The 21,672-nt window shown below is 69.1% G+C and carries 21 protein-coding genes; 10 read left to right on the forward strand and 11 right to left on the reverse strand.

Annotation, left to right across the window (positions count from 1 at the left end; all coding sequences use genetic code 11):
* Positions 1–7 precede the first annotated feature (7 nt).
* Positions 8–1,078 carry an NADH:flavin oxidoreductase/NADH oxidase gene (locus tag AC3ENX_RS13625; protein ID WP_434812346.1) on the forward strand — a complete coding sequence of 357 codons (1,071 nt, stop codon included), beginning with the start codon at positions 8–10 and terminating at the stop codon, positions 1,076–1,078.
* Between the two features lie 93 nt (positions 1,079–1,171).
* Here AC3ENX_RS13625 and AC3ENX_RS13630 read toward each other — a convergent pair whose 3' ends face one another.
* Together AC3ENX_RS13630 and AC3ENX_RS13635 are read right to left on the reverse strand one after the other, a co-directional pair.
* Positions 1,172–2,224, reverse strand: coding sequence for a hemolysin family protein (locus AC3ENX_RS13630; protein ID WP_434812347.1), 1,053 nt, complete (start codon positions 2,222–2,224; stop codon positions 1,172–1,174).
* Positions 2,221–3,549 (reverse strand): hemolysin family protein, encoded by a 1,329-nt coding sequence (locus AC3ENX_RS13635; RefSeq protein WP_434812348.1) that lies wholly within the window; start codon positions 3,547–3,549, stop codon positions 2,221–2,223. Before AC3ENX_RS13635 ends, AC3ENX_RS13630 begins: the two co-directional genes overlap by 4 nt.
* Positions 3,550–3,679: 130 nt before the next feature.
* On the opposite strand from AC3ENX_RS13635, the gene AC3ENX_RS13640 reads away from it, so the two are divergent.
* Positions 3,680–4,252, forward strand: coding sequence for a GNAT family N-acetyltransferase (locus AC3ENX_RS13640; protein WP_434812349.1), 573 nt, complete (start codon positions 3,680–3,682; stop codon positions 4,250–4,252).
* Here AC3ENX_RS13640 and guaB1 read toward each other — a convergent pair.
* Positions 4,242–5,693, reverse strand: a complete 1,452-nt coding sequence (gene guaB1 / locus AC3ENX_RS13645; protein WP_434812350.1) for a GMP reductase — start codon at positions 5,691–5,693, stop codon at positions 4,242–4,244. The genes AC3ENX_RS13640 and guaB1 overlap by 11 nt on opposite strands.
* A gap of 167 nt (positions 5,694–5,860) precedes the next feature.
* Between guaB1 and AC3ENX_RS13650 the strand changes: the two genes are divergently transcribed.
* Together AC3ENX_RS13650 and AC3ENX_RS13655 are read left to right on the forward strand one after the other, a co-directional pair.
* Positions 5,861–9,568 carry a multifunctional oxoglutarate decarboxylase/oxoglutarate dehydrogenase thiamine pyrophosphate-binding subunit/dihydrolipoyllysine-residue succinyltransferase subunit gene (locus tag AC3ENX_RS13650; protein ID WP_434812351.1) on the forward strand — a complete coding sequence of 1,236 codons (3,708 nt, stop codon included), beginning with the start codon at positions 5,861–5,863 and terminating at the stop codon, positions 9,566–9,568.
* Between the two features lie 75 nt (positions 9,569–9,643).
* Positions 9,644–10,546 carry a diacylglycerol kinase gene (locus AC3ENX_RS13655; RefSeq protein WP_434812352.1) on the forward strand — a complete coding sequence of 301 codons (903 nt, stop codon included), beginning with the start codon at positions 9,644–9,646 and terminating at the stop codon, positions 10,544–10,546.
* Between the two features lie 97 nt (positions 10,547–10,643).
* Here AC3ENX_RS13655 and AC3ENX_RS13660 read toward each other — a convergent pair whose 3' ends face one another.
* Both AC3ENX_RS13660 and AC3ENX_RS13665 read right to left on the reverse strand, forming a co-directional pair.
* Positions 10,644–10,889, reverse strand: coding sequence for a zf-HC2 domain-containing protein (locus tag AC3ENX_RS13660; RefSeq protein WP_434812353.1), 246 nt, complete (start codon positions 10,887–10,889; stop codon positions 10,644–10,646).
* Positions 10,886–11,482, reverse strand: a complete 597-nt coding sequence (locus AC3ENX_RS13665; RefSeq protein WP_434812366.1) for a sigma-70 family RNA polymerase sigma factor — start codon at positions 11,480–11,482, stop codon at positions 10,886–10,888. The genes AC3ENX_RS13660 and AC3ENX_RS13665 overlap by 4 nt, the downstream gene beginning before the upstream one ends.
* A gap of 112 nt (positions 11,483–11,594) precedes the next feature.
* Here AC3ENX_RS13665 and aroA point away from each other — a divergent pair, with 112 nt between their 5' ends.
* Genes aroA through bcp form a run of 3 tightly spaced genes read left to right on the forward strand, consistent with a single transcriptional unit; the run spans position 11,595 to position 14,451 of the window.
* Entirely contained in the window at positions 11,595–12,929 is a 1,335-nt protein-coding gene (gene aroA, locus AC3ENX_RS13670) for a 3-phosphoshikimate 1-carboxyvinyltransferase (RefSeq protein WP_434812354.1), read from the forward strand.
* Positions 12,926–13,960 (forward strand): ribosome small subunit-dependent GTPase A, encoded by a 1,035-nt coding sequence (gene rsgA / locus AC3ENX_RS13675; protein ID WP_434812355.1) that lies wholly within the window; start codon positions 12,926–12,928, stop codon positions 13,958–13,960. Before aroA ends, rsgA begins: the two co-directional genes overlap by 4 nt.
* Before the next feature lie 26 nt (positions 13,961–13,986).
* A complete protein-coding gene (bcp, locus tag AC3ENX_RS13680; protein WP_434812356.1) occupies positions 13,987–14,451 on the forward strand; it encodes a thioredoxin-dependent thiol peroxidase in 465 nt (154 codons plus the stop codon).
* 17 nt (positions 14,452–14,468) lie between these two features.
* On the opposite strand, the gene AC3ENX_RS13685 is transcribed toward bcp, so the two are convergent.
* The gene (locus AC3ENX_RS13685; RefSeq protein WP_434812357.1) at positions 14,469–14,867 is read right to left on the reverse strand and encodes a histidine kinase; all 399 of its coding nucleotides are present in this window, start codon (positions 14,865–14,867) and stop codon (positions 14,469–14,471) included.
* A 255-nt stretch (positions 14,868–15,122) separates the two neighbouring features.
* Between AC3ENX_RS13685 and AC3ENX_RS13690 the strand changes: the two genes are divergently transcribed.
* On the forward strand, positions 15,123–15,371 hold the full coding sequence (locus tag AC3ENX_RS13690; RefSeq protein ID WP_047542656.1) for a WhiB family transcriptional regulator: 249 nt from the start codon (positions 15,123–15,125) through the stop codon (positions 15,369–15,371).
* Between the two features lie 42 nt (positions 15,372–15,413).
* Here the strand turns inward: AC3ENX_RS13690 and AC3ENX_RS13695 are convergent, their stop codons facing one another.
* The 3 genes from AC3ENX_RS13695 to AC3ENX_RS13705 are packed head-to-tail and all read right to left on the reverse strand — an operon-like array spanning position 15,414 to position 18,813.
* A complete protein-coding gene (locus AC3ENX_RS13695) occupies positions 15,414–16,910 on the reverse strand; it encodes a sensor histidine kinase (protein ID WP_434812358.1) in 1,497 nt (498 codons plus the stop codon).
* A gap of 26 nt (positions 16,911–16,936) precedes the next feature.
* Complete coding sequence (locus AC3ENX_RS13700; protein ID WP_434812359.1) at positions 16,937–18,184, reverse strand: CpaE/TadZ family protein; 1,248 nt, start codon at positions 18,182–18,184, stop codon at positions 16,937–16,939.
* Positions 18,181–18,813, reverse strand: a complete 633-nt coding sequence (locus AC3ENX_RS13705) for a hypothetical protein (RefSeq protein WP_434812360.1) — start codon at positions 18,811–18,813, stop codon at positions 18,181–18,183. The genes AC3ENX_RS13700 and AC3ENX_RS13705 overlap by 4 nt, the downstream gene beginning before the upstream one ends.
* 99 nt (positions 18,814–18,912) lie before the next feature.
* Between AC3ENX_RS13705 and AC3ENX_RS13710 the strand changes: the two genes are divergently transcribed.
* Positions 18,913–19,194: a helix-turn-helix domain-containing protein gene (locus tag AC3ENX_RS13710; RefSeq protein ID WP_434812361.1), complete on the forward strand. Its 282-nt coding sequence runs from the start codon at positions 18,913–18,915 to the stop codon at positions 19,192–19,194.
* Between the two features lie 12 nt (positions 19,195–19,206).
* Here AC3ENX_RS13710 and AC3ENX_RS13715 read toward each other — a convergent pair whose 3' ends face one another.
* On the reverse strand, positions 19,207–19,785 hold the full coding sequence (locus tag AC3ENX_RS13715; RefSeq protein WP_434812362.1) for a hypothetical protein: 579 nt from the start codon (positions 19,783–19,785) through the stop codon (positions 19,207–19,209).
* Between the two features lie 128 nt (positions 19,786–19,913).
* Here AC3ENX_RS13715 and AC3ENX_RS13720 point away from each other — a divergent pair, with 128 nt between their 5' ends.
* Complete coding sequence (locus AC3ENX_RS13720; RefSeq protein ID WP_434812363.1) at positions 19,914–20,354, forward strand: Rv3235 family protein; 441 nt, start codon at positions 19,914–19,916, stop codon at positions 20,352–20,354.
* Between the two features lie 3 nt (positions 20,355–20,357).
* Here AC3ENX_RS13720 and AC3ENX_RS13725 read toward each other — a convergent pair whose 3' ends face one another.
* Positions 20,358–21,581, reverse strand: coding sequence for a pyridoxal phosphate-dependent aminotransferase (locus tag AC3ENX_RS13725; RefSeq protein WP_434812364.1), 1,224 nt, complete (start codon positions 21,579–21,581; stop codon positions 20,358–20,360).
* Positions 21,582–21,672 lie beyond the last annotated feature (91 nt).

A 21,672-nucleotide genomic window follows, 5' to 3' on the forward strand; every position in this document is an offset into this window, starting at 1 on the left:
AGAGACCATGAGCCTGCTGTTCACCCCGATCGACGTGCACGGTGTGACGGTGCGCAACCGGCTGTGGGTCGCGCCCATGTGCCAGTACTCGGCAGCCGACGGGGTGCCCAACGACTGGCACCACGTGCACCTCGCGCAATTCGCGTCAGGCGGCGCCGGCGTCGTCATCGCCGAGGCCACCGCCGTGGTTCCCGAGGGACGCATCTCACCCGATGACACAGGGCTGTGGAACGACGAACAGCGCGACGCATGGGCGCCGATCACCGCCGCGATCGAGGCACGCGGGGCCGTCCCTGCGGTGCAGCTCGCACACGCCGGCCGCAAGGCGTCGACGTGGGCGCCGTTCGCACCCGAGAGCGGATCGGTTCCCGCTGATCAGGGCGGCTGGACGACCGTCGCGCCCTCAGCGGTGGCCTTCACCGGGTACGACACCCCGGAGGCCCTCGATCTCGACGGCATCGACGCGGTCGTATCCGCCTTCGCCGCGGCTGCCGTGCGCGCCGTGGCGGCCGGATTCCGCATGCTCGAGGTGCACGCCGCGCACGGGTATCTGCTGCACCAGTTCCTCTCTCCCCTGTCCAATCAGCGCACCGATGCGTACGGCGGCTCCCTCGAGAACCGCGCGCGCCTGCTGCTGCGGGTCGTGGATGCCGTGCGCGACGCCGTCGGCGACACCCCCGTGCTCGTGCGCCTCTCCGCGACCGACTGGGTCGATGGCGGCTGGGATGTCGAACAGACCGTGCAGGTTGCCCGCTGGCTCGTCGAGCGCGGTGTGGCCGCGTTCGACATCTCCAGCGGCGGACTCGTCGCCGAAGCCCGGATCACGACGGGCCCCGGCTACCAGGTCGCCCTCGCCGCCGCCGTTCGCCGTGGCACCGGCGCGCTCGTCAGCGCAGTCGGCGAGATCACGAGCGGCCCGCAGGCCGAGCAGGTGCTCGAGGCGGGCGACGCCGACATCGTGCTGGCCGGGCGCGAATGGCTGCGCGACCCCCACTTCGGGCTCCGCGCCGCCGGCGAACTCGGTGAGGATGCCGAGATCTGGCCGGCCCAGTACGTGCGAGCGCGGCGGCGGGCATAGCACCCGCGCGCGAACTCCGCAGTCTGCGACGAACTCCGCAGCATCCGGGATGGATGCTGCGGAGTTCGCGTCTACATGCGGAGATGCGGAGGGTCAGTAGCCGCGACGCGTCGCGTCCTGCACCTCACCCACGAGCTCCTCGATGATGTCCTCCAGGAACAGCACCGCGGTGATCTCGCCGCGCGCATCGCGCACCTGCGCGAGGTGGCGGCTCGATCGGCGCATGAGCGCGAGGGCGTCCTCGAGGTCGGTCGTCTCGGCGACCGGCACCATGTGGTGGATGCGCTTGGGCTTGATCGGCTCGAACGCGCGCGCGGCATCCTCACCCTCGGTCTCACGCAGCACGTCCTTCAGGTGCACGTAGCCCAGCGGCGCCCCCTCGGCGTCGATGATGACGTACCGCGAGAAACCGTGCTTGGCCACGGCGCGCTCGACGTCGGCCGGAGTCGCCCCCTCGGGGAGCGTCACGAGCGACGACAGTGGCACAGCGACATCACGCGCCTTCTTGTCGGTGAATTCGACCGCCGCGGCGACCGCGCCCGACGCATCGTCGAGCACACCCTCGATGCGCGACTGGTTGACGATCGTGGCGACCTCGTCGAGCGTGAAGGTCGACGCGGCCTCGTCCTTCGGCTCGACCTTGAACAGTCGTACGATGTGGTTCGCGATCCAGTTGAGCGCGACGATCACCGGGTAGAACAGCTTCGACACCCACACCAGCGGGGTCGCCAGCAGCAGCACCGCGCGGTCGGGAACCGAGAACGCGAGGTTCTTCGGCACCATCTCGCCGAACACGACGTGCAGGTACGACACCAGCAGCAGCGCGATGACGAACGCGACGGTGTCGATGATGGCCTCGCCCCAGCCCGTCAGCCCCAACGGGTAGACGAGCAGGTGGTGGATCGCCGGCTCCGACACGTTCAGGATCAGCAGCGAACAGATCGTGATGCCCAACTGGCTCGTCGCCAGCATGAGGGTCGCGTGCTCCATCGCGTACAGCGCGGTCTTCGCTGCGCGGGATCCCTTCTCGGCGAGGGGCTCGATCTGCGATCGGCGCGCAGAGATGACGGCGAACTCGGCGCCGACGAAGAACGCGTTCGCCACGAGCAGCACGACCAGCCATGCCAGGCCTGCCCAATCACTCATCGACGCTCACCTCCTTCGATCGAGGCTCCTTCGGGCACGGGGTGCGCCACGAACTTCACACGGTCGATGCGACGACCGTCCATGCGCTGCACCGACAGGGTGCCGTCTTCGAGCTCGACGACGTCGCCGACGAGCGGAATGCGCTCCAGCGACGACATCATGAAACCGCCGACCGTGTCGTAGACGTCGCCTTCGGGTACGCGGATGCCGGTGCGGTCGAGCACTTCGTCGGGTCGCAGGTCGCCGGGGAAGATGACGGCGCCCGCGGCACGCACGACACCGGCGAGGTTGCGGTCGTGCTCATCGAGCACTTCGCCCACGATCTCTTCGACGAGGTCTTCGAGGGTGACGACGCCGGCCGTCCCTCCGTATTCATCGACGACGATGGCCATCTGGTAGCCACGGCTGCGCAACTCGGACATCACCGCATCCAGGTGCACCGCTTCGGGCACCCGCAGAGGCTCCTCGGCGATCGCGGCCGCCGGCACGTCGCGGCGGCGATCGCGAGGCACGCTGACGGCCTGCTTGAGGTGCACGATGCCGGTGATGTCATCCATCGAGTCGTCGTAGACCGGAAAACGGCTGTGACCGGTGCGGCGTGCCAACTGCACGACCTCTTCGACGCTGTCGGCGACGTGTACGGCGTGCACGCTGGGGCGCGGGGTCATGACATCGGCGGTCGTGAGACGCGCGAAGGTGAGCGTGCGGTCCAGCAGGGAGGCGGTGTCCTCTTCGAGCACGCCCGCACTCGCCGACCGGCGCACGAGGCTCGAAAGCTCTTCGGCGGTGCGCGCACCCGACAGCTCTTCCTTGGGCTCGATGCCCATCCCACGCAGCACCGCGTTGGCACTGCCGTTGAGCGCCGCGATGGCCCACTTGAAGACGGTCGTGAACACGACCTGGAACGGCATGACGAGCTTGGCGGTCTGCCGTGGGACGGCGAGCGCGAAGTTCTTCGGCACGAGTTCGCCGATGATCATCGAGAAGACGGTGGCGACCGACATCGCGATCACCGTGGAGACCGCGCGCGATGCGGACTCCGGAACACCCCACGCACTGAAGATCGGCGCGAGCAGATTCGAGAGCGCCGGTTCCATCGTGTAACCGGTGAGCAGCGTCGTGAGTGTGATGCCCAGTTGCGCACTGGAGAGGTGGGTCGAGGTGATCTTCAGTGCCGCGATCGTCAGCGAGAGTCGGCTTTCGCCGGCGGCCTGCCTGGCCTCGAGGTCGGCCCTGTCGAGGTTGACGAGCGCGAATTCGCTCGCCACGAACAGCCCGGTGCCGACTGTCAGAAGCAGCCCCACGCCCAACATGACGTAATCCATCACGCGTCACCCCCGCTCAGGGCGAAGAAGGGTCGGTGGGGCGAGCGTCTACAACTAGGAGGGTCGTCCATGATGCGACGAGTTTACGGTACTGACGCCATGAGAACGCTCGGATGCGAGGATCGATCCCATGCATTGGATCGGCCGTGACGATACCTTCGGCATCCGCCCGTTCGGGCCCGGCGACCTCGACCAGTACCGGCAGTGGCTGCAGCCCGATCAGGACTGGCACCGCTGGGACGGGCCGTACTTTCCGAAGCTCTCCGCCACCGAGGTCGACGGCGTGTGCGATCGGCTCGCGACATCGCTCGCCGACGGGTCATACGCGTCACGTGCGCCGCTGGAGCGCGCCGTCATCGCGACGATCGCTGAGCCCGACGTGATGCTCGGCACCGTGTCGTGGCACTGGGAGTCTGAGGTCTCGGATTGGCGGCGCATGGGCATCACGGTCTACGACCCGCAGCAGCGCGGTCGCGGCGTCGGCACGGCCGCGCTCGCCCTCTGGACCGACTACCTGTTCAGGGCGACAGACGTCGTGCGGCTCGACTATTCGACCTGGTCGGGCAACGAGCGCATGCTCGCCGTCGGCAGACGCCTCGGCTTCCGCGAAGAGGCGCGCTTCCGCGACGCGCGCGTCGTGCGGGGCGAACGCTACGACTCGGTGGTCATGGGCATCTTGCGCAGCGAGTGGCCTACCAGCTGACGGGGAGCGCCTTGCCCTCTTCGTAGCCGGCGGCCGACTGCAGCCCGACCAGGGCACGGATGTGGAACTCGGGCACCGTCGCCGCTCCGGCGTACGTGAACGAAGAGCGCACACCCGAGGTGATCATGTCGAGCAGGTCCTCGACGGAAGGCCGCAGCGGATCGAGGTAGATCTTCGACGACGAGATCCCCTCGGCGAACAGCTCCTTGCGGGCACGCTCGTAGGCGTCGAGGCGACCGAAGCGCCCCTGCACAGCCTTGGTGGATGCCATGCCCCACGACTCCTTGTAGACCCGGCCGGCCGCATCGACCTGCAGCCTGCCCGGTGCCTCGATCGTTCCGGCGAACCACGAGCCGATCATGACCGACGCCGCCCCCGCCGCGAGCGCCAGTGCGACGTCGCGGGGGTAGCGCACGCCGCCGTCGGCCCAGACGTGCGCACCGTGCTCGGCGGCGGCCTGCGCCGTCTCAAGCACCGCTGAGAACTGGGGCCGCCCGACTGCGGTCATCATGCGGGTCGTGCACATCGCACCCGGCCCGACGCCGACCTTGAGGATGTTGGCGCCGGCGTCGACAAGGTCGTGGACGCCGTCGGCCGTCACGATGTTGCCTGCCGCGATCGGCACGTGGAGCCCGAGTTCGGCGACCGCACGCAGCGCATCGAGCATGCCCTCCTGGTGGCCGTGAGCCGTGTCGACGACGAGCACATCGACGCCGGCCGCGGCGAGCGCGCGGGCCTTCGCCGCGACGTCGCCGTTGATGCCGATCGCGGCGGCGACGATGAGTCGGCCGTCGGCGTCCACCGCCGGCCGGTAGAGGGTGGAGCGCAGCGCCGACCGCTGCGACAACGTGCCGACGAGGTACCCGTGGTGCAGCACGCACACGGTTTCGGCCTCGGCAGCGACCAACAGGTCGAAGGCCTGACGGGCATCGGCGACGTCGTCGGCGTCGATGGATGCGGCGCGGCCTCGGGCGAGGTCGCCGAGTCTCGCGTCGGGCAGAGCCGTGCCGAGCCTGCTGGCGGGCACGATGCCGAGGATGTCGTCGACGTGCGGCGACTCGTGTGCCGCGACCACGATCCCGTGCCCGTCGGTGGCGGGGAGCAGCTGCGCGGCGTCGGCGACGGTCGTGTCCGGCGGCAGCACGAGCGGGGTGTCCCACGGCACCGGCTGGTCTTTGACCCAGCGGATCGCGGCATCCAATTCTTGCAGCGGCATGTCCTGCGGCAGCACGCCGAGTCCGCCGCGGCGCGCGAGGGTCGCGGCCAGTCGCGGCCCGGTGACCGAGTTCATGTTCGACGACACGAGCGGGATGGTCGCCGTCGTCCCGTCGCGGGGCGACAGATCGACGTCGAGTCTGCTCGTGACCGCCGAGCGCCGAGGCGTCAGGAACACGTCGGAATACGTGAGGTCGACCGTGGGTCGTTCGCCCGAGAACTGCATGGGGCCCACGCTACCGACGCCGCCGAAGTTCGGCCACGCACCGCCCAGCAGAGCGCCGGCGGGCCGCATCGACCCCCGCGAACTGAGATAACCTAGAGAAACGTGTGCGCACGCGAGCTCGCATCGCCCGCACCGACGGAATTTCATCGATGAAAGCAGGCGAATCCGTGTCCAGTCCGGTGACCGGCGTGGGAACTTCGAGCGAAGGCGAATTCGGGGCGAACGAATGGCTCGTGGCCGAGCTGTACGAGCAGTTCCGTGAGGACAAGAACTCAGTCGACAAGGAGTGGTGGCCCGTCCTCGAGGCCTATCACGCCGGGCACGGCGCGACGGAGGAGCAGGCCGCCGCACCGGCAGCGCCCGCCCCCGCGAAGAACCCTGTCGCCGACGCACCGGCCGCCCCCGCGACCGCGTCGCAGCCCGCCGCGACCGGCGGACAGCCCGTCGCACGCACGACCGCCAAGCCCGCTGCCCCGCAGCCGATCCCGGCGCAGGCACCCAAAGCGATTCCCGTCGAGGAGAAGGAAGTCGGCGAGGACGTCATCACACCGCTGCGCGGCATGTCGAAGACCCTCGCGTCGAACATGGACGAGTCCGTCACGGTACCCACCGCGACGAGCGTCCGCACGATTCCGGCGAAGCTGATGATCGACAACCGCATCGTCATCAACAACCACATGTCGCGCACGCGTGGCGGCAAGGTGAGCTTCACCCACATGATCGGCTGGGCGCTCATCCAGGCGCTCAAGGCGTTCCCGAGCCAGAACGTGTACTACACCGAGCAGGACGGCAAGCCCGCCGTCGTCGCGCCGGCCCACATCAACCTCGGCATCGCGATCGATCTCCCCAAGCCCGACGGCACCCGCGCACTGATGGTCCCGTCCATCAAGCACGCCGAGTCGCTCACGTTCAACGAGTACCTGGCCGCGTACGAAGACCTCGTCAAGCGAGCACGCGGCAACAAGCTCACCGCGGCCGATTTCGCGGGTACGACGATCTCGCTCACCAACCCCGGCGGGATCGGCACCGTGCACTCGGTGCCTCGCCTCATGAAGGGCCAGGGCGCCATCATCGGCGCCGGCGCTCTCGACTACCCGGCCGAGTTCCAGGGTTCGAGTGCCAAGACGCTCATCGAGCTCGGCATCGGCAAGACGATCACGCTCACCAGCACCTACGACCACCGCGTCATCCAGGGCGCTGGTTCCGGCGAATTCCTCAAGATCGTCCAAGAGTTCCTCATCGGCGAGCGCGGCTTCTACGAGGGGATCTTCGCGGCGCTGCGCATTCCGTACGCGCCGATCCACTGGGCCAACGACATCAACGTCGACCTCGCGGAGCGGATCGACAAGGCCGCCCGCGTGCAGGAGCTCATCAACTCCTACCGTGTGCGCGGCCACCTCATGGCCGACATCGACCCGCTCGAGTACGTGCAGCGCACGCATGCCGACCTCGAGATCGAGTCGCACGGCCTGACCTTCTGGGACCTCGACCGCGAATTCGTCACCGGCGGCTTCGGCGGCAAGCGCACGATGAAGTTGCGCGACATCCTCGGCGTGCTGCGCGACTCGTACTGCCGCACGATCGGCATTGAGTACATGCACATCCAAGACCCCGCCCAGCGGGCGTGGTTCCAGCAGAACCTCGAGGTCAAGTACGAAAAGCCGGGTCACGACGAGCAGATGCGTGTGCTCGGCAAGCTCAACGAGGCCGAGGCGTTCGAGACCTTCCTGCAGACCAAGTACGTCGGCCAGAAGCGCTTCAGCCTCGAGGGTGGCGAGTCGCTCATCCCGTTGCTCGACGAGATTCTTCAGGGTGCGGCCGGGGCGGGCCTCGACGGCGCAGCCATCGGCATGGCGCACCGTGGTCGCCTGAACGTCCTCACCAACATCGCCGGCAAGACGTACAGCCAGATCTTCCGCGAGTTCGAGGGATCGGTCGCGATCGGTTCGAAGCGCGGCTCGGGCGATGTGAAGTACCACCTCGGCACAGAGGGCACGTTCGTGTCGGATGCCGGTGAAGAGCTGCCCGTGTACCTCGCGGCCAACCCGTCGCACCTCGAGACGGTCGACGGTGTGCTCGAGGGCATCGTCCGCGCCAAGCAGGACCGCCTGCCGTTCGGAACGTTCTCGTGGCTGCCGATCCTGGTGCACGGCGACGCAGCCTTCGCGGGCCAGGGCGTCGTGGTCGAGACGCTGCAGATGTCGCAGCTGCGCGGCTACCGCACGGGCGGCACCGTGCACGTCGTCGTCAACAACCAGGTCGGGTTCACGACGCTGCCGCAGGACGCCCGCACGTCGGTGTACGCCACCGACGTCGCCAAGACGATCCAGGCGCCCATCTTCCACGTGAACGGCGACGACCCAGAAGCCGTCATCCGCGTTGCAGAGTTGGCCTTCCGCTATCGCCAGGAGTTCCAGCGCGACGTCGTCATCGACCTCGTCTGCTATCGCCGCCGCGGTCACAACGAGGGCGACGACCCGTCGATGACGCAGCCGCTGATGACGAACCTCATCGAGGCCAAGCGGTCGGTGCGTCGTCTGTACACCGAATCGCTCGTCGGTCGCGGCGACATCACCGAGGACGAGTACGAGAAGGCCAAGCAGGACTTCCAGAACCGTCTCGAGATCGCGTTCGCCGAGACCCACGCGGCCGAGACCGGCTCGTCGGGCATCGTGAACACCGACACGGGCACGGTCGACGTCGCCGTCGGCGAGCCCGAGACGACCGGGGTCACCGTCGACACGGTGCACCGGATCGGTGACGCGTTCGTCAACAAGCCCGAGGGCTTCACGGTGCACACGAAGCTGCAGCAGCTGCTCGACAAGCGCCACCAGATGAGCCGCAACGGCGCCATCGACTGGGGCTTCGGCGAACTGCTCGCGTTCGGTTCGCTGCTGATCGAGGGCACGAACGTCCGCCTCGCCGGCCAGGACTCGCGCCGTGGCACGTTCGTGCAGCGGCATTCCGTGTTCCACGACCGTGCCAACGGTCAGGAATGGCTGCCGCTGGCGAACGTCGCCGAAGACCAGGGCCGCTTCTACGTCTACGACTCGCTGCTGAGCGAGTACGCGGCGATGGCGTTCGAATACGGGTACTCCGTCGAGCGCCCCGACACGCTCACCCTGTGGGAGGCGCAGTTCGGCGACTTCGCCAACGGCGCGCAGTCGGTCATCGACGAGTTCATCTCGTCGGCCGACCAGAAGTGGAGCCAGCAGTCGAGCGTCGTGCTGCTGCTCCCCCACGGTTACGAGGGCCAGGGTCCCGACCACTCTTCGGCTCGCATCGAGCGCTACCTGCAGATGTGCGCGCAGGAGAACATGACCGTCGCGCGTCCGTCGACGCCGGCCTCGTACTTCCACCTGCTGCGCCGTCAGGCGTACGCGCGCCCCCGTCGCCCGCTCATCGTGTTCACCCCGAAGGCGATGCTGCGTCTTCGCGGCGCGACGAGCCCCGTCGAGGACTTCACGAAGGGTCGTTTCGAACCGGTCATCGACGACGCCCGCGGCATCGACAAGTCGGCCGTCAAGCGCGTCCTGCTCCACTCGGGCAAGATCCACTGGGACCTCGTCTCCGAGCTCGACAAGAAGCCGAACCCCGAGATCGCGCTGGTGCGTGTCGAGCAGCTGTACCCGGCGCCGATCGACGAGCTCAACGCCGTCATCGACAGCTACCCGAACGCCCAGCTCGTCTGGGTGCAGGACGAGCCCGAGAACCAGGGCGCCTGGCCGTTCATCGCACTCGAGATCGTCAAGCACCTGCACGGGCGCACGATCCGTCGCGTCTCACGCGCCGCCGCAGCCTCGACGGCGACGGGTTCGCCGAAGGTGCACGCGATCGAGCAGGCGGCCCTGCTCGAGAAGGCACTCACCGTCTGATCTTGACGATGACGAAGGGCGGATGCTACGGCATCCGCCCTTCGTCATCCCCCTCGCCCGAACGCCCGAGGAACCATGCATGTCGTCATCTTGAACAACCCGACCGCACGCGCCGGCGCGCACCGCCACGTCGCCGAAGCGGTCGCCGATCGGCTGCGCGAGCGCGGCATCCGCGTCGCGATGATCTCGGGCGGCAGCGCCGACGAATCCACCTCGCTGCTGCGCGCGGCGCTCGCTGCGGGGCCCGACGCCCTGCTCGTCGCCGGGGGCGACGGCACGGTGGGGCTCGCGCTGCAGGAGCTGGCCGGCACCGACGTGCCCCTCGGCATCATCCCGACGGGCACCGGCAACGATCTCGCGACGGCCATCGGACTGCACGAACTCGATCCGGGCAGCGCCGCGGATGCGGTGGCCGCCGGCCGTACCCGCCGGATCGACCTCGCACGGGTGACCCGCGCCGACGGCACCTCGCGCCTCTACGGCACCGTCCTCGCGAGCGGCTTCGACGCGAAGGTCAACGACCGCGCGAACGCGATGCGATGCCCGCGGGGCGCCATGCGCTACAACATCGCCATCCTCATCGAGTTCGTTCGCCTCACGGGCAACGCGATCGACGTGGAACTCGAACTGCCCGACGGGTCGGTCCGCACGATCGCGGGGCCGCACGTGATCACCGCGATCGGCAACGGCCCGACCTACGGCGGCGGCATCCCGATCTGTCCGGATGCCGACCTGTCCGACGGGCTGCTCGATGTCACCCTCATCCGACCCGCCGGCCGGCTGAGGCTGCTCCGGCTACTGCCGCGCGTGTATCGCGGCACGCACACGACGGTTCCCGAGGCCACGACCTGGCGGGCCCGCCGTGTCACGCTGCGCGGGTCGGGTGTGACCGCCTACGCGGACGGCGACCCGCTCGGACCGCTCCCGGTCACGATCGACCCGGTACCGACGGCAGTGCGCGTGTTCGCGCCGTCTTGATTCGCTGAGTGTCTCGATACACCGCGGCTGCGCCGCGGCACTCGACCTTGAGTCGCGATCGCGTCAACGCCGCTGCGCGGCATTGCCCCGATCCGACTCAATGGTGTGTGGCCTGCTCGGCGCGCAGCCGGGCGAGCACTTGATCGCGCAGCTGCTCGGGCGCCGTCTCCTTGCAGGCCCTGGCCACGACGGCCGTGAGGGTCGTCGCGACGAGTGCCTCGTCCCGGCATGCCGTGCAGTGCTCGAGATGCTCCTTGATGTCGGAGTGCTGGGTCTTGCACACCTCGTTGCGGAGGTACTCCTCGAGGTCTTTGCGTGCCTTGTCGCAGCCGCAATCGCTCATTTCTTGCTCCTCGTCGCGGGCACTTCGATGCCGCGCTCCTTCGCGTAGTCGGCCAGCAGCTCTCGCAGCATCCGCCTGCCACGGTGCAGGCGGCTCATGACCGTTCCGATGGGGGTCTTCATGATGTCGGCGATCTCCTGGTAGGCGAAGCCCTCGACGTCGGCGAGGTACACCGCCAACCGGAAGTCCTCGGGAATCGACTGCAGCGCGTCCTTCACGACGGACGCTGGCATGTGGTCGATCGCTTCGGCCTCCGCCGAGCGGGCGCTCGTCGCGGTCGTCGATTCGGCACCACCGAGCTGCCAGTCCTCCAGCTCGTCGATCGTGCCCTGGTACGGTTCCCGCTGCTTCTTGCGATACGTGTTGATGTACGTGTTCGTCAGGATGCGGTAGAGCCACGCCTTGAGGTTCGTCCCCTGCGTGAACGACGCCCACGACGCGAACGCCTTGACGAACGTCTCCTGCACGAGGTCCGCGGCATCGGCCGGGTTGCGCGTCATGCGCATCGCGGCGGCGTAGAGCTGGTCCATGAACGGGAGTGCCTGCTCTTCGAACTGTGCGCGCGGATCGGCGGCGGCGACCTGATCTTCCATCGCCCGCCAGTCTATGTCGCCGTCCCAGACGTCGCGCGAGAGGTCGTCTGCTATGGCGATCATGCGTCTCCTCGGGGTCGGCGGCGTGCAGGGTTCAGTAGGGTAGAACCTGATGAGCGCCGCCGGGTATTCCCACACCTCCACGACCGGAGCGGCCTGGGCCGCGCCCGTCGCCGATGAACCGGTCGAGGCCGTCGTCACGATTCCCGGATCGAAGTCCCTCACGAACCGCAAGCTCGTGCTCGCGGCGCTCTCCGACGCGCCGAGCACCTTGCACGCCCCCCTCCATTCCGACGACTCCGCGCGCATGATCGATGCGCTGCGCGCGCTCGGCGTGACCATCGACGAGGTCGACCGCGACGGCGAGTTCGGCCCCGACCTGCGAATCACCCCGCCGGCGCGACTGCGCGGCGACACCGTCATCGACTGCGGCCAGGCCGGCACCGTCATGCGGTTCGTGACGCCGCTCGCCGGGCTCGCGACGGGCGAGGTCACCCTCACGGCGCACGAGAGCGCGCTGCACCGTCCGATGGGCGTCATGATCAAGGCGCTGCGCGACGTCGGCGTCGACATCGACGACGGTGGACGCTGGGCATTGCCGTTCGTCGTGCACGGCCACGGCCACGTCCGCGGCGGCGAAGTGCAGATCGATGCGAGCTCGTCGAGCCAGTTCGTCTCCGGCCTGCTCCTGGCCGCACCCCGCTTCGATGTCGGCCTGCACCTTATCCACACCGGCGAACGGCTGCCGAGCCTGCCGCACATCGACATGACGATCGAGGCGCTGGCGCGGCGTGGGGTGCACGTCGAGCACCCGCAGCCGAACGAGTGGCTCGTTCCGGCAAGTCCTTTGCGCGGCCGCGACACGGCGATCGAGCCCGACCTGTCCAACGCCGCGCCGTTCCTCGCAGCGGCGCTCGTGACCGGTGGACACGTCTCGGTGCCCGGGTGGCCTGCCAGTTCGACGCAGCCCGGCGCCCTGCTGACCGACATCCTCACGGTGCTCGGCGGACGGTCCTCACGTCGCGGTGGTGTGCTCACCGTCACCGGTGGCGACCGGATCGCGGGCGTCGACCTCGATCTCACCGCGGCGAGCGAACTGACGCCGACCCTGTTCGCCCTCGCGGCGCTCGCCGATGCCCCGACCACGCTCCACGGCGTCGGGCACATCCGCGGACACGAGACCGATCGGATCGCGGCACTCGTCGCGAACCTCCGCGCCCTCGGCGGAGACGCGGAGGAACTGCCCGACGGCATCCGCGTCACGCCCGCTCCCCTGCACGGCGGCACCTGGCGCGCCTTCCACGATCACCGCATCGCGACGGCGGGGGCGATCATCGGATTGCGGGTTCCGGGTGTCGAGGTCGACGACATCGGCACGACCGCGAAGACCATGCCGCAGTTCCCCGAGCTCTGGCAGCGCATGCTCGACGGGACCGCGCCCGCGTGAGCTGGCTCGACGACGTCGACGACGACGAGCCCGACTACGAGGCCGACGTCCGCGTCCGGCCGAACCCGAAGGCCAACCGTCCCCGCACCAAGCGCCGCCCGGCGCACAACGACGCCGAGATCGCGCGCGTCCTCGGCGTCGATCGCGGCCGGTACACCGTGCTCGTCGGTGAAGACACCCCCGCCGAGCGGCAGGTGCTCGCAACCCGCGCGCGGGAACTGCGCAAGCAGCCGATCGTCACGGGCGACCGGGCACGCGTCGTCGGCGACACCAGCGGCGACGACGGCAGCCTGGCCCGGATCGTGGGCATCGAGGAGCGCACATCGCTGCTGCGGCGCAGCGCCGACGACACCGACCAGGTCGAGCGCGTCGTGGTCGCCAACGCCGACCAGATGCTGGTCGTCGTCGCGGCAGCCGACCCGGAGCCGCGCCCGCGCCTCGTGGACCGCTACCTCATCGCGGCGCTGGATGCCGGCATCCATCCCATGCTGGTGGTGACGAAGACCGATGTGGCCGACCCGACGCCGTTCCTGACCCACTTCGAGGGCGTCGACGATCTCGAGGTGTTCACGAGTGGACGCGATGCGATGCCGGTCGAAGAGATCGGTGCCCGGCTCGTCGGGCATTCGACGGTTTTCGTCGGGCACTCCGGCGTCGGAAAGTCGACGCTCGTGAACGCACTCGTGCCCGGCGCCGGGCGCGCGACGGGCCATGTCAACGAGGTGACCGGGCGGGGCCGGCACACGTCGAGTTCGACCGTGTCGCTTCGCTACGCGGGCGACGCCGGCAAGGGCTGGGTCATCGACACCCCGGGTGTGCGCTCGTTCGGGCTCGGCCACGTCGACCCCGCGAACATCCTCAAGGCGTTCACCGATCTCGCCGCCGTCGCCGAGGAGTGCCCGCGCGGGTGCACGCACCTGCCCGATGCGCCCGACTGCGCCATCGTCGAAGCCGTGGATGCCGGCCGTCTCGGCGAGCGCGGCGCGGCACGCCTCGATTCGCTGCAGCGACTGCTCGCGACGTTCGGGTGAGGCCGGTTCACACCTAGGCTGGAGGCATGACGCGCCTGGAACCCGGTACCCCCGCTCCCGATTTCACCCTCGTCGATCAGGACGGCGCCGACGTGTCGTTGACGGATCTTCGCGGGCAGCAGGTGGTGGTCTTCTTCTATCCTGCGGCCATGACGCCGGGCTGCACGAAAGAGGCGTGCGACTTTCGCGACAGCCTCGCCCCGCTGCATGCGGCCGGCTACACGGTGCTCGGCATCTCCCGCGATGAGCCGGCAAAGCTGCGCGAGTTCCGCGAACGCGATGCGCTCACGTACCCGCTGCTGAGCGATCCCGACCACGCCGTGCACGCCGCGTACGGCGCCTGGGGCGAGAAGATGAACTACGGCAAGGTCGTCGAGGGCGTCATCCGGTCGACGTTCGTCATCGACGCCGACGGCGTCATCGCCCACGCCCTCTACAACGTGAAGGCGACCGGGCACGTGGCGCGCGTTCGCAGCCTGCTGGGCGTGTGACGCAACGCCCGTCGCTGTCAGTTCGTCGGGAGGTCGCCGCGTCGTCGTGCGGCGGCACGTGACCCTGCGATCAGCAGGATCAACCCGAGCACGGCCGGTGCTGCCAACGCGAGCGCGATCAGCGGGTGCGCGTACTGCCCCGTGAGCGCGCCGAGCGCGACGGCCAGGATGAGCAACTGTGTGACGACGCCGCCCGAGCGTCCCCACGAGGCGTCCCGGGCGATCGCCACGGCGAACGCGACGACCGCTGCGGCGCCGATGGCGGTGAGCACCAGCAGCGCGATCGCACTCGAGACGGAGTCGGTGTCGCCGCTGACGAGGGCGACGAGCTGCCACCCCACAAGCACGACCAGGCCGAGGCCCTCGAGCCCGACCAGCACGGCGGCGGTCCGTTCGCTCGATGCGATCCGCGTCACCCGACAACTCCTCGCCGCGTGCCGAGTTTGTGCAGATCACTCAATCGCATCGAGCGTACGCACAGCATCCTGTACAGGAAACACGCTGTTAACCCTTGATTCACATCCGCGCGCATGGGACGATGGTAGAAGCCGTGTGCTCCCACAGCGCAGTGGGGCGAGCGTCAGCTCGCACTCCACCAGGGTACTCGACGTCCCGAAGCGTCCCGACCCACCACCTCCCCCCCAATTCGAATCGCATCAAGGAGCATCCCTATGGATTGGCGCGACAAGTCCGCCTGCCTCACTGTCGACCCCGAGCTGTTCTTCCCCGTCGGAAACACCGGCCCCGCCGTCGACCAGATCGAGAAGGCGAAGGCCGTCTGCGCACGATGCACGGTGACCGAGGTCTGCTTGCAGTACGCCCTCGAGACCGGTCAGGACTCGGGCGTGTGGGGCGGCCTCTCCGAAGATGAGCGTCGCGCGCTCAAGCGCCGCGCCGCCCGCGCCCGCCGCGCTTCCTGATCTCCCGCTGATCCGGCGCGCTGTGCGCCTGATCAGCCGGCGTCACCCCGCCGACCGGTCGATGTAGCGCAGCGGGATGTCGATCGTCACCTCGGTGCCGCTGCCCATCATTGTGTGCCAGTCGATGGTTCCCGACAGCTCCCCCTGAATAAGGGTGCGCACGATCTGCGTGCCGAGGCCTCGGCCGACCTGCCCTTCGGGCAGTCCCACGCCGGTGTCGCGCACCTGCACCGCCAGGCGGTCGAGCGTACGCTCGGCGACGATCTCGACGTCGCCTTCCTTGTCTGCGAGGCCGTGCTCGACGGCGTTGGTCACGAGCTCGGTCAGTGCGAGCGCCAGCGGCGTCGCGTACTCGCTCGGCAGCGTGCCGAACGTGCCCTTCTTGTGCGTTCGCGCGCGGGTGTTCGGCGCCGCCGCGACTTCGGCGACCAGCTTGATGACGCGCTCGAACACCTCGTCGAAGTCGACGTTCTGCGCGAGTCCTTCCGAGAGGGTGTCGTGCACCACGGCGATCGCCGACACCCGTCGCATCGCCTGCGTGAGCGCGTCGCGCGCTTCGTCGGAGTGCGTGCGTCGCGCCTGGATGCGCAGCAGCGACGCGACGGTCTGCAGGTTGTTCTTGACGCGATGGTGGATCTCGCGGATCGTCGCGTCCTTCGTGATGAGTTCCTGCTCCTGATGGCGGATCTCGGTCACGTCGCGGCACAGCACGATCGCGCCGATACGGGTGCCGTGGTCGCGCAGCGGAATCGTGCGCAGCGAGACGGTCACACCGCGGGCGTCGATGTCGGCGCGCCACGGCGCCCGACCGGCCATGACGATCGGAAGCGACTCGTCGAACTGCTGCTGATTGCCGGGCAGGATCTTCGTCGCCACCTCGATCAGCGGCTCCCCCTCGAGCTCATCCTCGAACCCGAGCCGGTTGAACGCCGACAGGGCGTTGGGGTTGGCGAAGGTCGTGATGCCGTCGACGTCGAGCCGGATGAGTCCGTCGGAGGCGCGCGGCGCACCCCGGCGTGGTGAGGTGGGTGCCGCCAGGTCGGGGAAGTCTGCCGAGGCGATCATGCCGAACAGGTCGTCCGCGCAGGCGTTGAACGTGATCTGCTGCCGAGAGGGCGTACGTGCCTCGCCGAGATTGGTGTGTCGCGTCAGGACGCCGATCGGTGTCGCCGGCGCATCACCGTTGCTGCGCTGTCGCACGATCGGCACCGCACGCACGCGCGTGGGCGTCTCTTCGAACCAGTCCGGTGACGCGGAGTCGACGATCCGGCCGTCCGTGAACGCCCCGACCACCTGTGTACGCCACTGCGGCCGCACGAGGTCGCCGACGATGTCTCGGTAGAACAGGGTCGCAGCTCCGCTCGGCCGCGCGTGCGCGACCGCGATGAACGAGTCGTCTGCCGTCGGCACCCAGATGACGATGTCGGCGAACGCGAGGTCTGCCAGCAGTTGCCCGTCACCGGCGAGGCGGTGCAGCCACTCGACGTCGGCCTCACTGGAACGACCCTGGGCATAGACGAGATCACTGAGCGTCGACACCGTCTCAGACTAGCGGCGCCGTCTGCTCACGCCGCCCGCGCCCCAACCCGCCGGCGCGTTGCCCGCCGCGCCGGCGGAGCGGTCACGGGCACCGGCGGCGCGATTGCCTCACCCACGAATCGCCGCAGCGCCGAGGTCAGCGCCGACCTGGGCGAAGTGAGCGCGATGGGACGGGCGCTGAGCAGCGCCGCATCGACGCCCTTGGCATCCCACGGCACGAACCACACCTCATCGACACCCGCGAACCGCTCCAGCGTGCGTCGCACCTGTCCACGGGCGTCGATACCCAGTGCGCCCGAACGGGTCTTGTTCACGAGCACGCGCAGTCGCGCGTTCGGTGCAGCGGCGCGCAGCTCGGGGTACGCGCGCACGAACCGCGAGACCGACACCGGGTCGGCGGCGACGACAGCCACGACGACGTCGGCACACGCGAGCGCCGCCAGGGTGGCCGCGTTTCTGCGGGGGCCATCGAGATCGCTCACGATCTCCTCGTCCTGCTCCAGCGGCGCGGCCACATCGACGACCGTGTCGTCCGCCCATGCGGTGCATGCGCTCAGCGCACCCGTCACCCGCGCACGGTCGAGCTCGGGCCAGCGCCCGGGACGGTTGATGCCGGTGAGCACGTCGACGTTCCCGAGCGATTCGCTGATGCGGCTGAGCTCGGCGGCATCAAGGCTGTCGCGACCAGCCTGCCGGCACGCGGCCGCGAACCCGGGTCCCTCGTCGGGAAGGCCCGTCGCGAGGGCGATGGAGGGCGCGTGCGAGTCGGCATCGACCAATGCCACGTGCCGTCCGTCACGGGCGAGTTCGCACGCGAGTTCGACAGCGATCGTGGATCGCCCAGGCGCACCGCCCGGGCCCCAGACGACGATGACGCGGCCCGCGGCGGGCGGAGGCGGCGCGTCTTCACCGGGCGGTTCGAGCAGATCGGCCGGGTCGTCGTCGATGCCGCGTGCGCTGATCCCGAAGACGGCGGCAACTCGACGATCGGCGTCGCGGGCGCACAAGGCGATGATCCGAACGCCGAACCTGTCGCAGGCGCGAACGAGTTCAGCGGTGAGCGTCGCCCGCCCCGTCTCGACGATCAGCACGTCGGCGCGGGCGAGTTCGCCGAGCAGTTCGGCTGCCTCGGGACCGGCCATCGCATCCGCGGCAGCCGCCGCGGGTGCGTCCGACGCGAGCACGCCACGCACGTCGACCTCGGCGTCGACATCGGGAAGGTCCGCCGCGAGGGCCTGCCCACGGGCCCCGTCGACGGCGATCAGCACCCTCACGAGCCGCTCCCGGATGCCGGCACCACCGACAGGCTGTCGCCCGCTGCGACGGCCGCGAGGACCGCGGGCACCTCGGCACGCTCGACGACGACCTCCAGCGAAACCTCGGCGTCACCGACGACCGCATCGTCTCGGGCGATCGAGACCACCGTTGCCGACGCGACGAGAATGCGGGGCGTGTCGAAGCTCGACTGGTCGAGTCGGGGTGCATGCCACACCTCGACCGACGCGCCCTTCTCGACGGATGCCGGCACATCGCCGTCACTGGCGAGCACGACGGTCGTCGTCGTCACCGCATCGGACGCCGTGACCGCGCTCTGTGGCACGAGTTCGCCTCGTTCGATCGTGCGCACCGCGATCGAACCGGGTTCGAGTGTGCCCGGAGCCGCGTACACCCCGCCGACCTGACCGAGGGCGACCTCGACGACCTGCAAGTCGTCGGCGCTGACCGGCTCACCCGCGACGATCGTCGACTGTGCGGCGAACACCGGCGCGGTCTGCCGCGCGGCCGCCACGACGAACCAGACCCCGGCGACGCTGGCGATGACGAGGACGATGCCGAGGAGGAATCGGGCGTCCGCCCAGAATGCACGGGCGCGGGGAGGACGGGCGGCGGTCGGACTGCTCATGGCCTCATCGTGACGCACCCGCGGCTTCGACGCCGCGGGTTATCCACAGCGGGCCCCGTCGCCGCCCCTCCCCCGTTCATACAGGCGCATAATGGCGACATGCCCGAAAACCCCCCGTCCGACGTGCGCATGATCGCACCGGCACAGGTGGCCGAAATGCTCGAACTCGACGTCCACGATGTCGTCGCGCTCGTGCTCGACGGTCGCTTGCGCGGAGCCAAGGTCGGCTCCCCCGGTCGATGGCGCATCGAAACCGCGAGTGTCGAGGAGTACCTCGACGATCAAGCCGAGGAGGCCCGCCGCATGGCGCTGTGGCGCGAATCGAACGCGGCGAGCTTTCCCGAACTGTGGGGGCGCGGCCCGGTCCGGCGCGGCGACTGACGTCGGCGGCCCTCAGATCCGGAGGCCGTCGCCCTCGACCACGACCGAAGCGATCGCGGTGAAGGGCACGATGCGGTGCCCGCGGAGCTCTGCCGCGCGTCGCGGCGCGCCGACATCGTGCATCGCGAGGTCGAAGTGGTCCGCGCCGGCACGGTCGATCGTGCCGGTGACCTCCCGCCCCGACGCAGTTCGCACGACGACGGTGCATCTGCGGCGCACGAGGTCGCGAAGGGCGTAGCCGAACGTCATCCGCTCCGACAGGCGCGCGCCCGGCGTCGGCCGCGCACTGCGCAGCACGTCGACGTGCGGGAGGGCGACCGCGACGATCGCAAGGAACGGTACGAGCACCACCCGCTCCCCCAACGATACGGCGACCCAGTCCGCGCCGATCCCTGCAAGACGGCCGGTCACGGCGCTCCCGTCGATCAAGTCGATCACCGGCTCGGCGTTCGCAGCGGCCGACAGGCGTTCGCGCAGCGTCAGTTTGGCCAGACGCAGCCGCTCGGCCTCGGTGTCGAGCGCGGCGCGCTCGGCCTCCCACTCGGAGTCGAGCTGGTCTTCGAGGTCTTCGAAGAATCGGTCCCATCGCACGGCGAGCAGATTAGCCCGACCCTCGACACCCCCGCGTCATTTATCCACATGTTGGAGTTTTCTCATCCGGAGGGCTCCGCGTCTGTGCTCGACTGTGTTGCACGAGACCGCTCGAGAGAGGCCTTCGCATGGTTCCGACCGCTGCCGCGCCAGCGCGCGCTGCCCGCCGGATGACCGATCAGCTCGCGCTGAACGAGTACTTCGCACCACAACGCACGACCGCAGACGAACTGCCCGACCCTGAGCCGCTGTTGCACAACCTCACGATCGGCGTGCTCGAAGTGCTCGCCGGGGTGCGTGAAGTCGAGCAGCTTGCGCGGTGGCTCACCGAAGACGCGTACGCCAAGCTCGTCACCCGCGCCAACCTGTCGGCCCGTGCTCGAAGCGCCCGCAACCAGTCGGTCGCACGTCCGGTGCACGAGATCCTCAGCATCCGCCACTCCGCACCCGCCGACAGCGCGGTCGAGGGGGTCGTCATCGTCGCAAGCCCCGCGCGAACGCGAGCCGTCGCGATCCGCCTCGAAGGCTGGGACGGCCGCTGGCGCGCGACCTCGCTCGCCCTGCTGTGACCGCTACTGGCGGTACGACGACAAGAAGTTGCCGAGCCGCTCGACGGCCTCGCTGAGCACCCGCGCCTCGGGGAGCGTCACGATACGCAGGTGATCGGGCGTCGGCCAGTTGAACCCCGTCCCCTGCACGAGCAGCACATGCTCGGCCACGAGGAAGTCATAGACGAGCTTCGCGTCGTCGTGGATCTCGTAGACCTCGGGATCCAACCGCGGAAAGGCGTAGAGCGCGCCCTGCGGCTTCAAGCAGGTCACACCGGGGATCTTCTGCAGTCCCTCCCACGCGGCATCCCGCTGCTCGTGCAGCCTGCCGGTGGGGCCGATGAGCGCATCGATCGACTGCACGCCCGACAGCGCCGCCTGCACGGCATACTGCGCGGGAACGTTCGGACACAGCCGCGTGGATGCCAGCAGCTGGATGCCTTCCAGGAAGCCGGCCGCGTGTCGCTTGGGGCCCGTGATGACCATCCACCCGGAGCGGTATCCGGCGACGCGGTAGGTCTTCGACAGCCCGTTGTAGGTGAGGCAGAGCAGATCGGGTGCGAGGGTGGCGAGCGGAATGTGCTGCGCATCGTCGAACAGGATGCGGTCGTAGATCTCGTCGGACAACAGCAGCAGGTCGTGCTCCCGCGCGATCTGCACGATGCCCTCGAGCACCTCGCGCGTGTAGACGGCGCCGGTGGGGTTGTTCGGGTTGATCACGACGATCGCCTTGGTGTTCGGCGTGATCTTCTCGCGGATGTCGTCCAGGTCGGGCTGCCAGCCGTTGTCGTTGTCGCACCGGTAGTGCACGGGGGTACCACCGGCAAGGCTCGTCATCGCGGTCCACAGCGGATAGTCGGGCGCGGGGATCAGCACTTCGTCGCCGGCGTCGAGGAGCGCCTGCATCGTCATGGTGATCAGCTCTGACACACCGTTGCCGAGGTACACGTCGTCGGGGTCGAACGACGGGAATCCGGGGACCTGTTCGTAGCGCGAGACGATCGCCCGACGCGCCGACATGATGCCGCGGCTGTCGCTGTACCCGTGCGCGTGCGGCACCGACTCGATCATGTCGCGCACGATCTGGAACGGCGCCTCGAACCCGAAGATGGCGGGGTTGCCCGTGTTGAGCTTGAGGATCGTGTGCCCGTCGGCCTCCAGCCGGTCGGCCTCCACCAGGGCGGCGCCACGAATCTCGTAGAGGACGTCCTTCAGCTTCGACGACTGGTCCAGGATGCGGCGGCTCATCGGTTCAGGATATCGCCGCCACGACCGGGCCAATCGCCGATCCGCGGACCCTCTCCGGATCTGCAGGGTCGGTGCGTTTCGTCTCGCTGCG

This window comes from Microbacterium sp. bgisy189, from assembly GCF_057707225.1.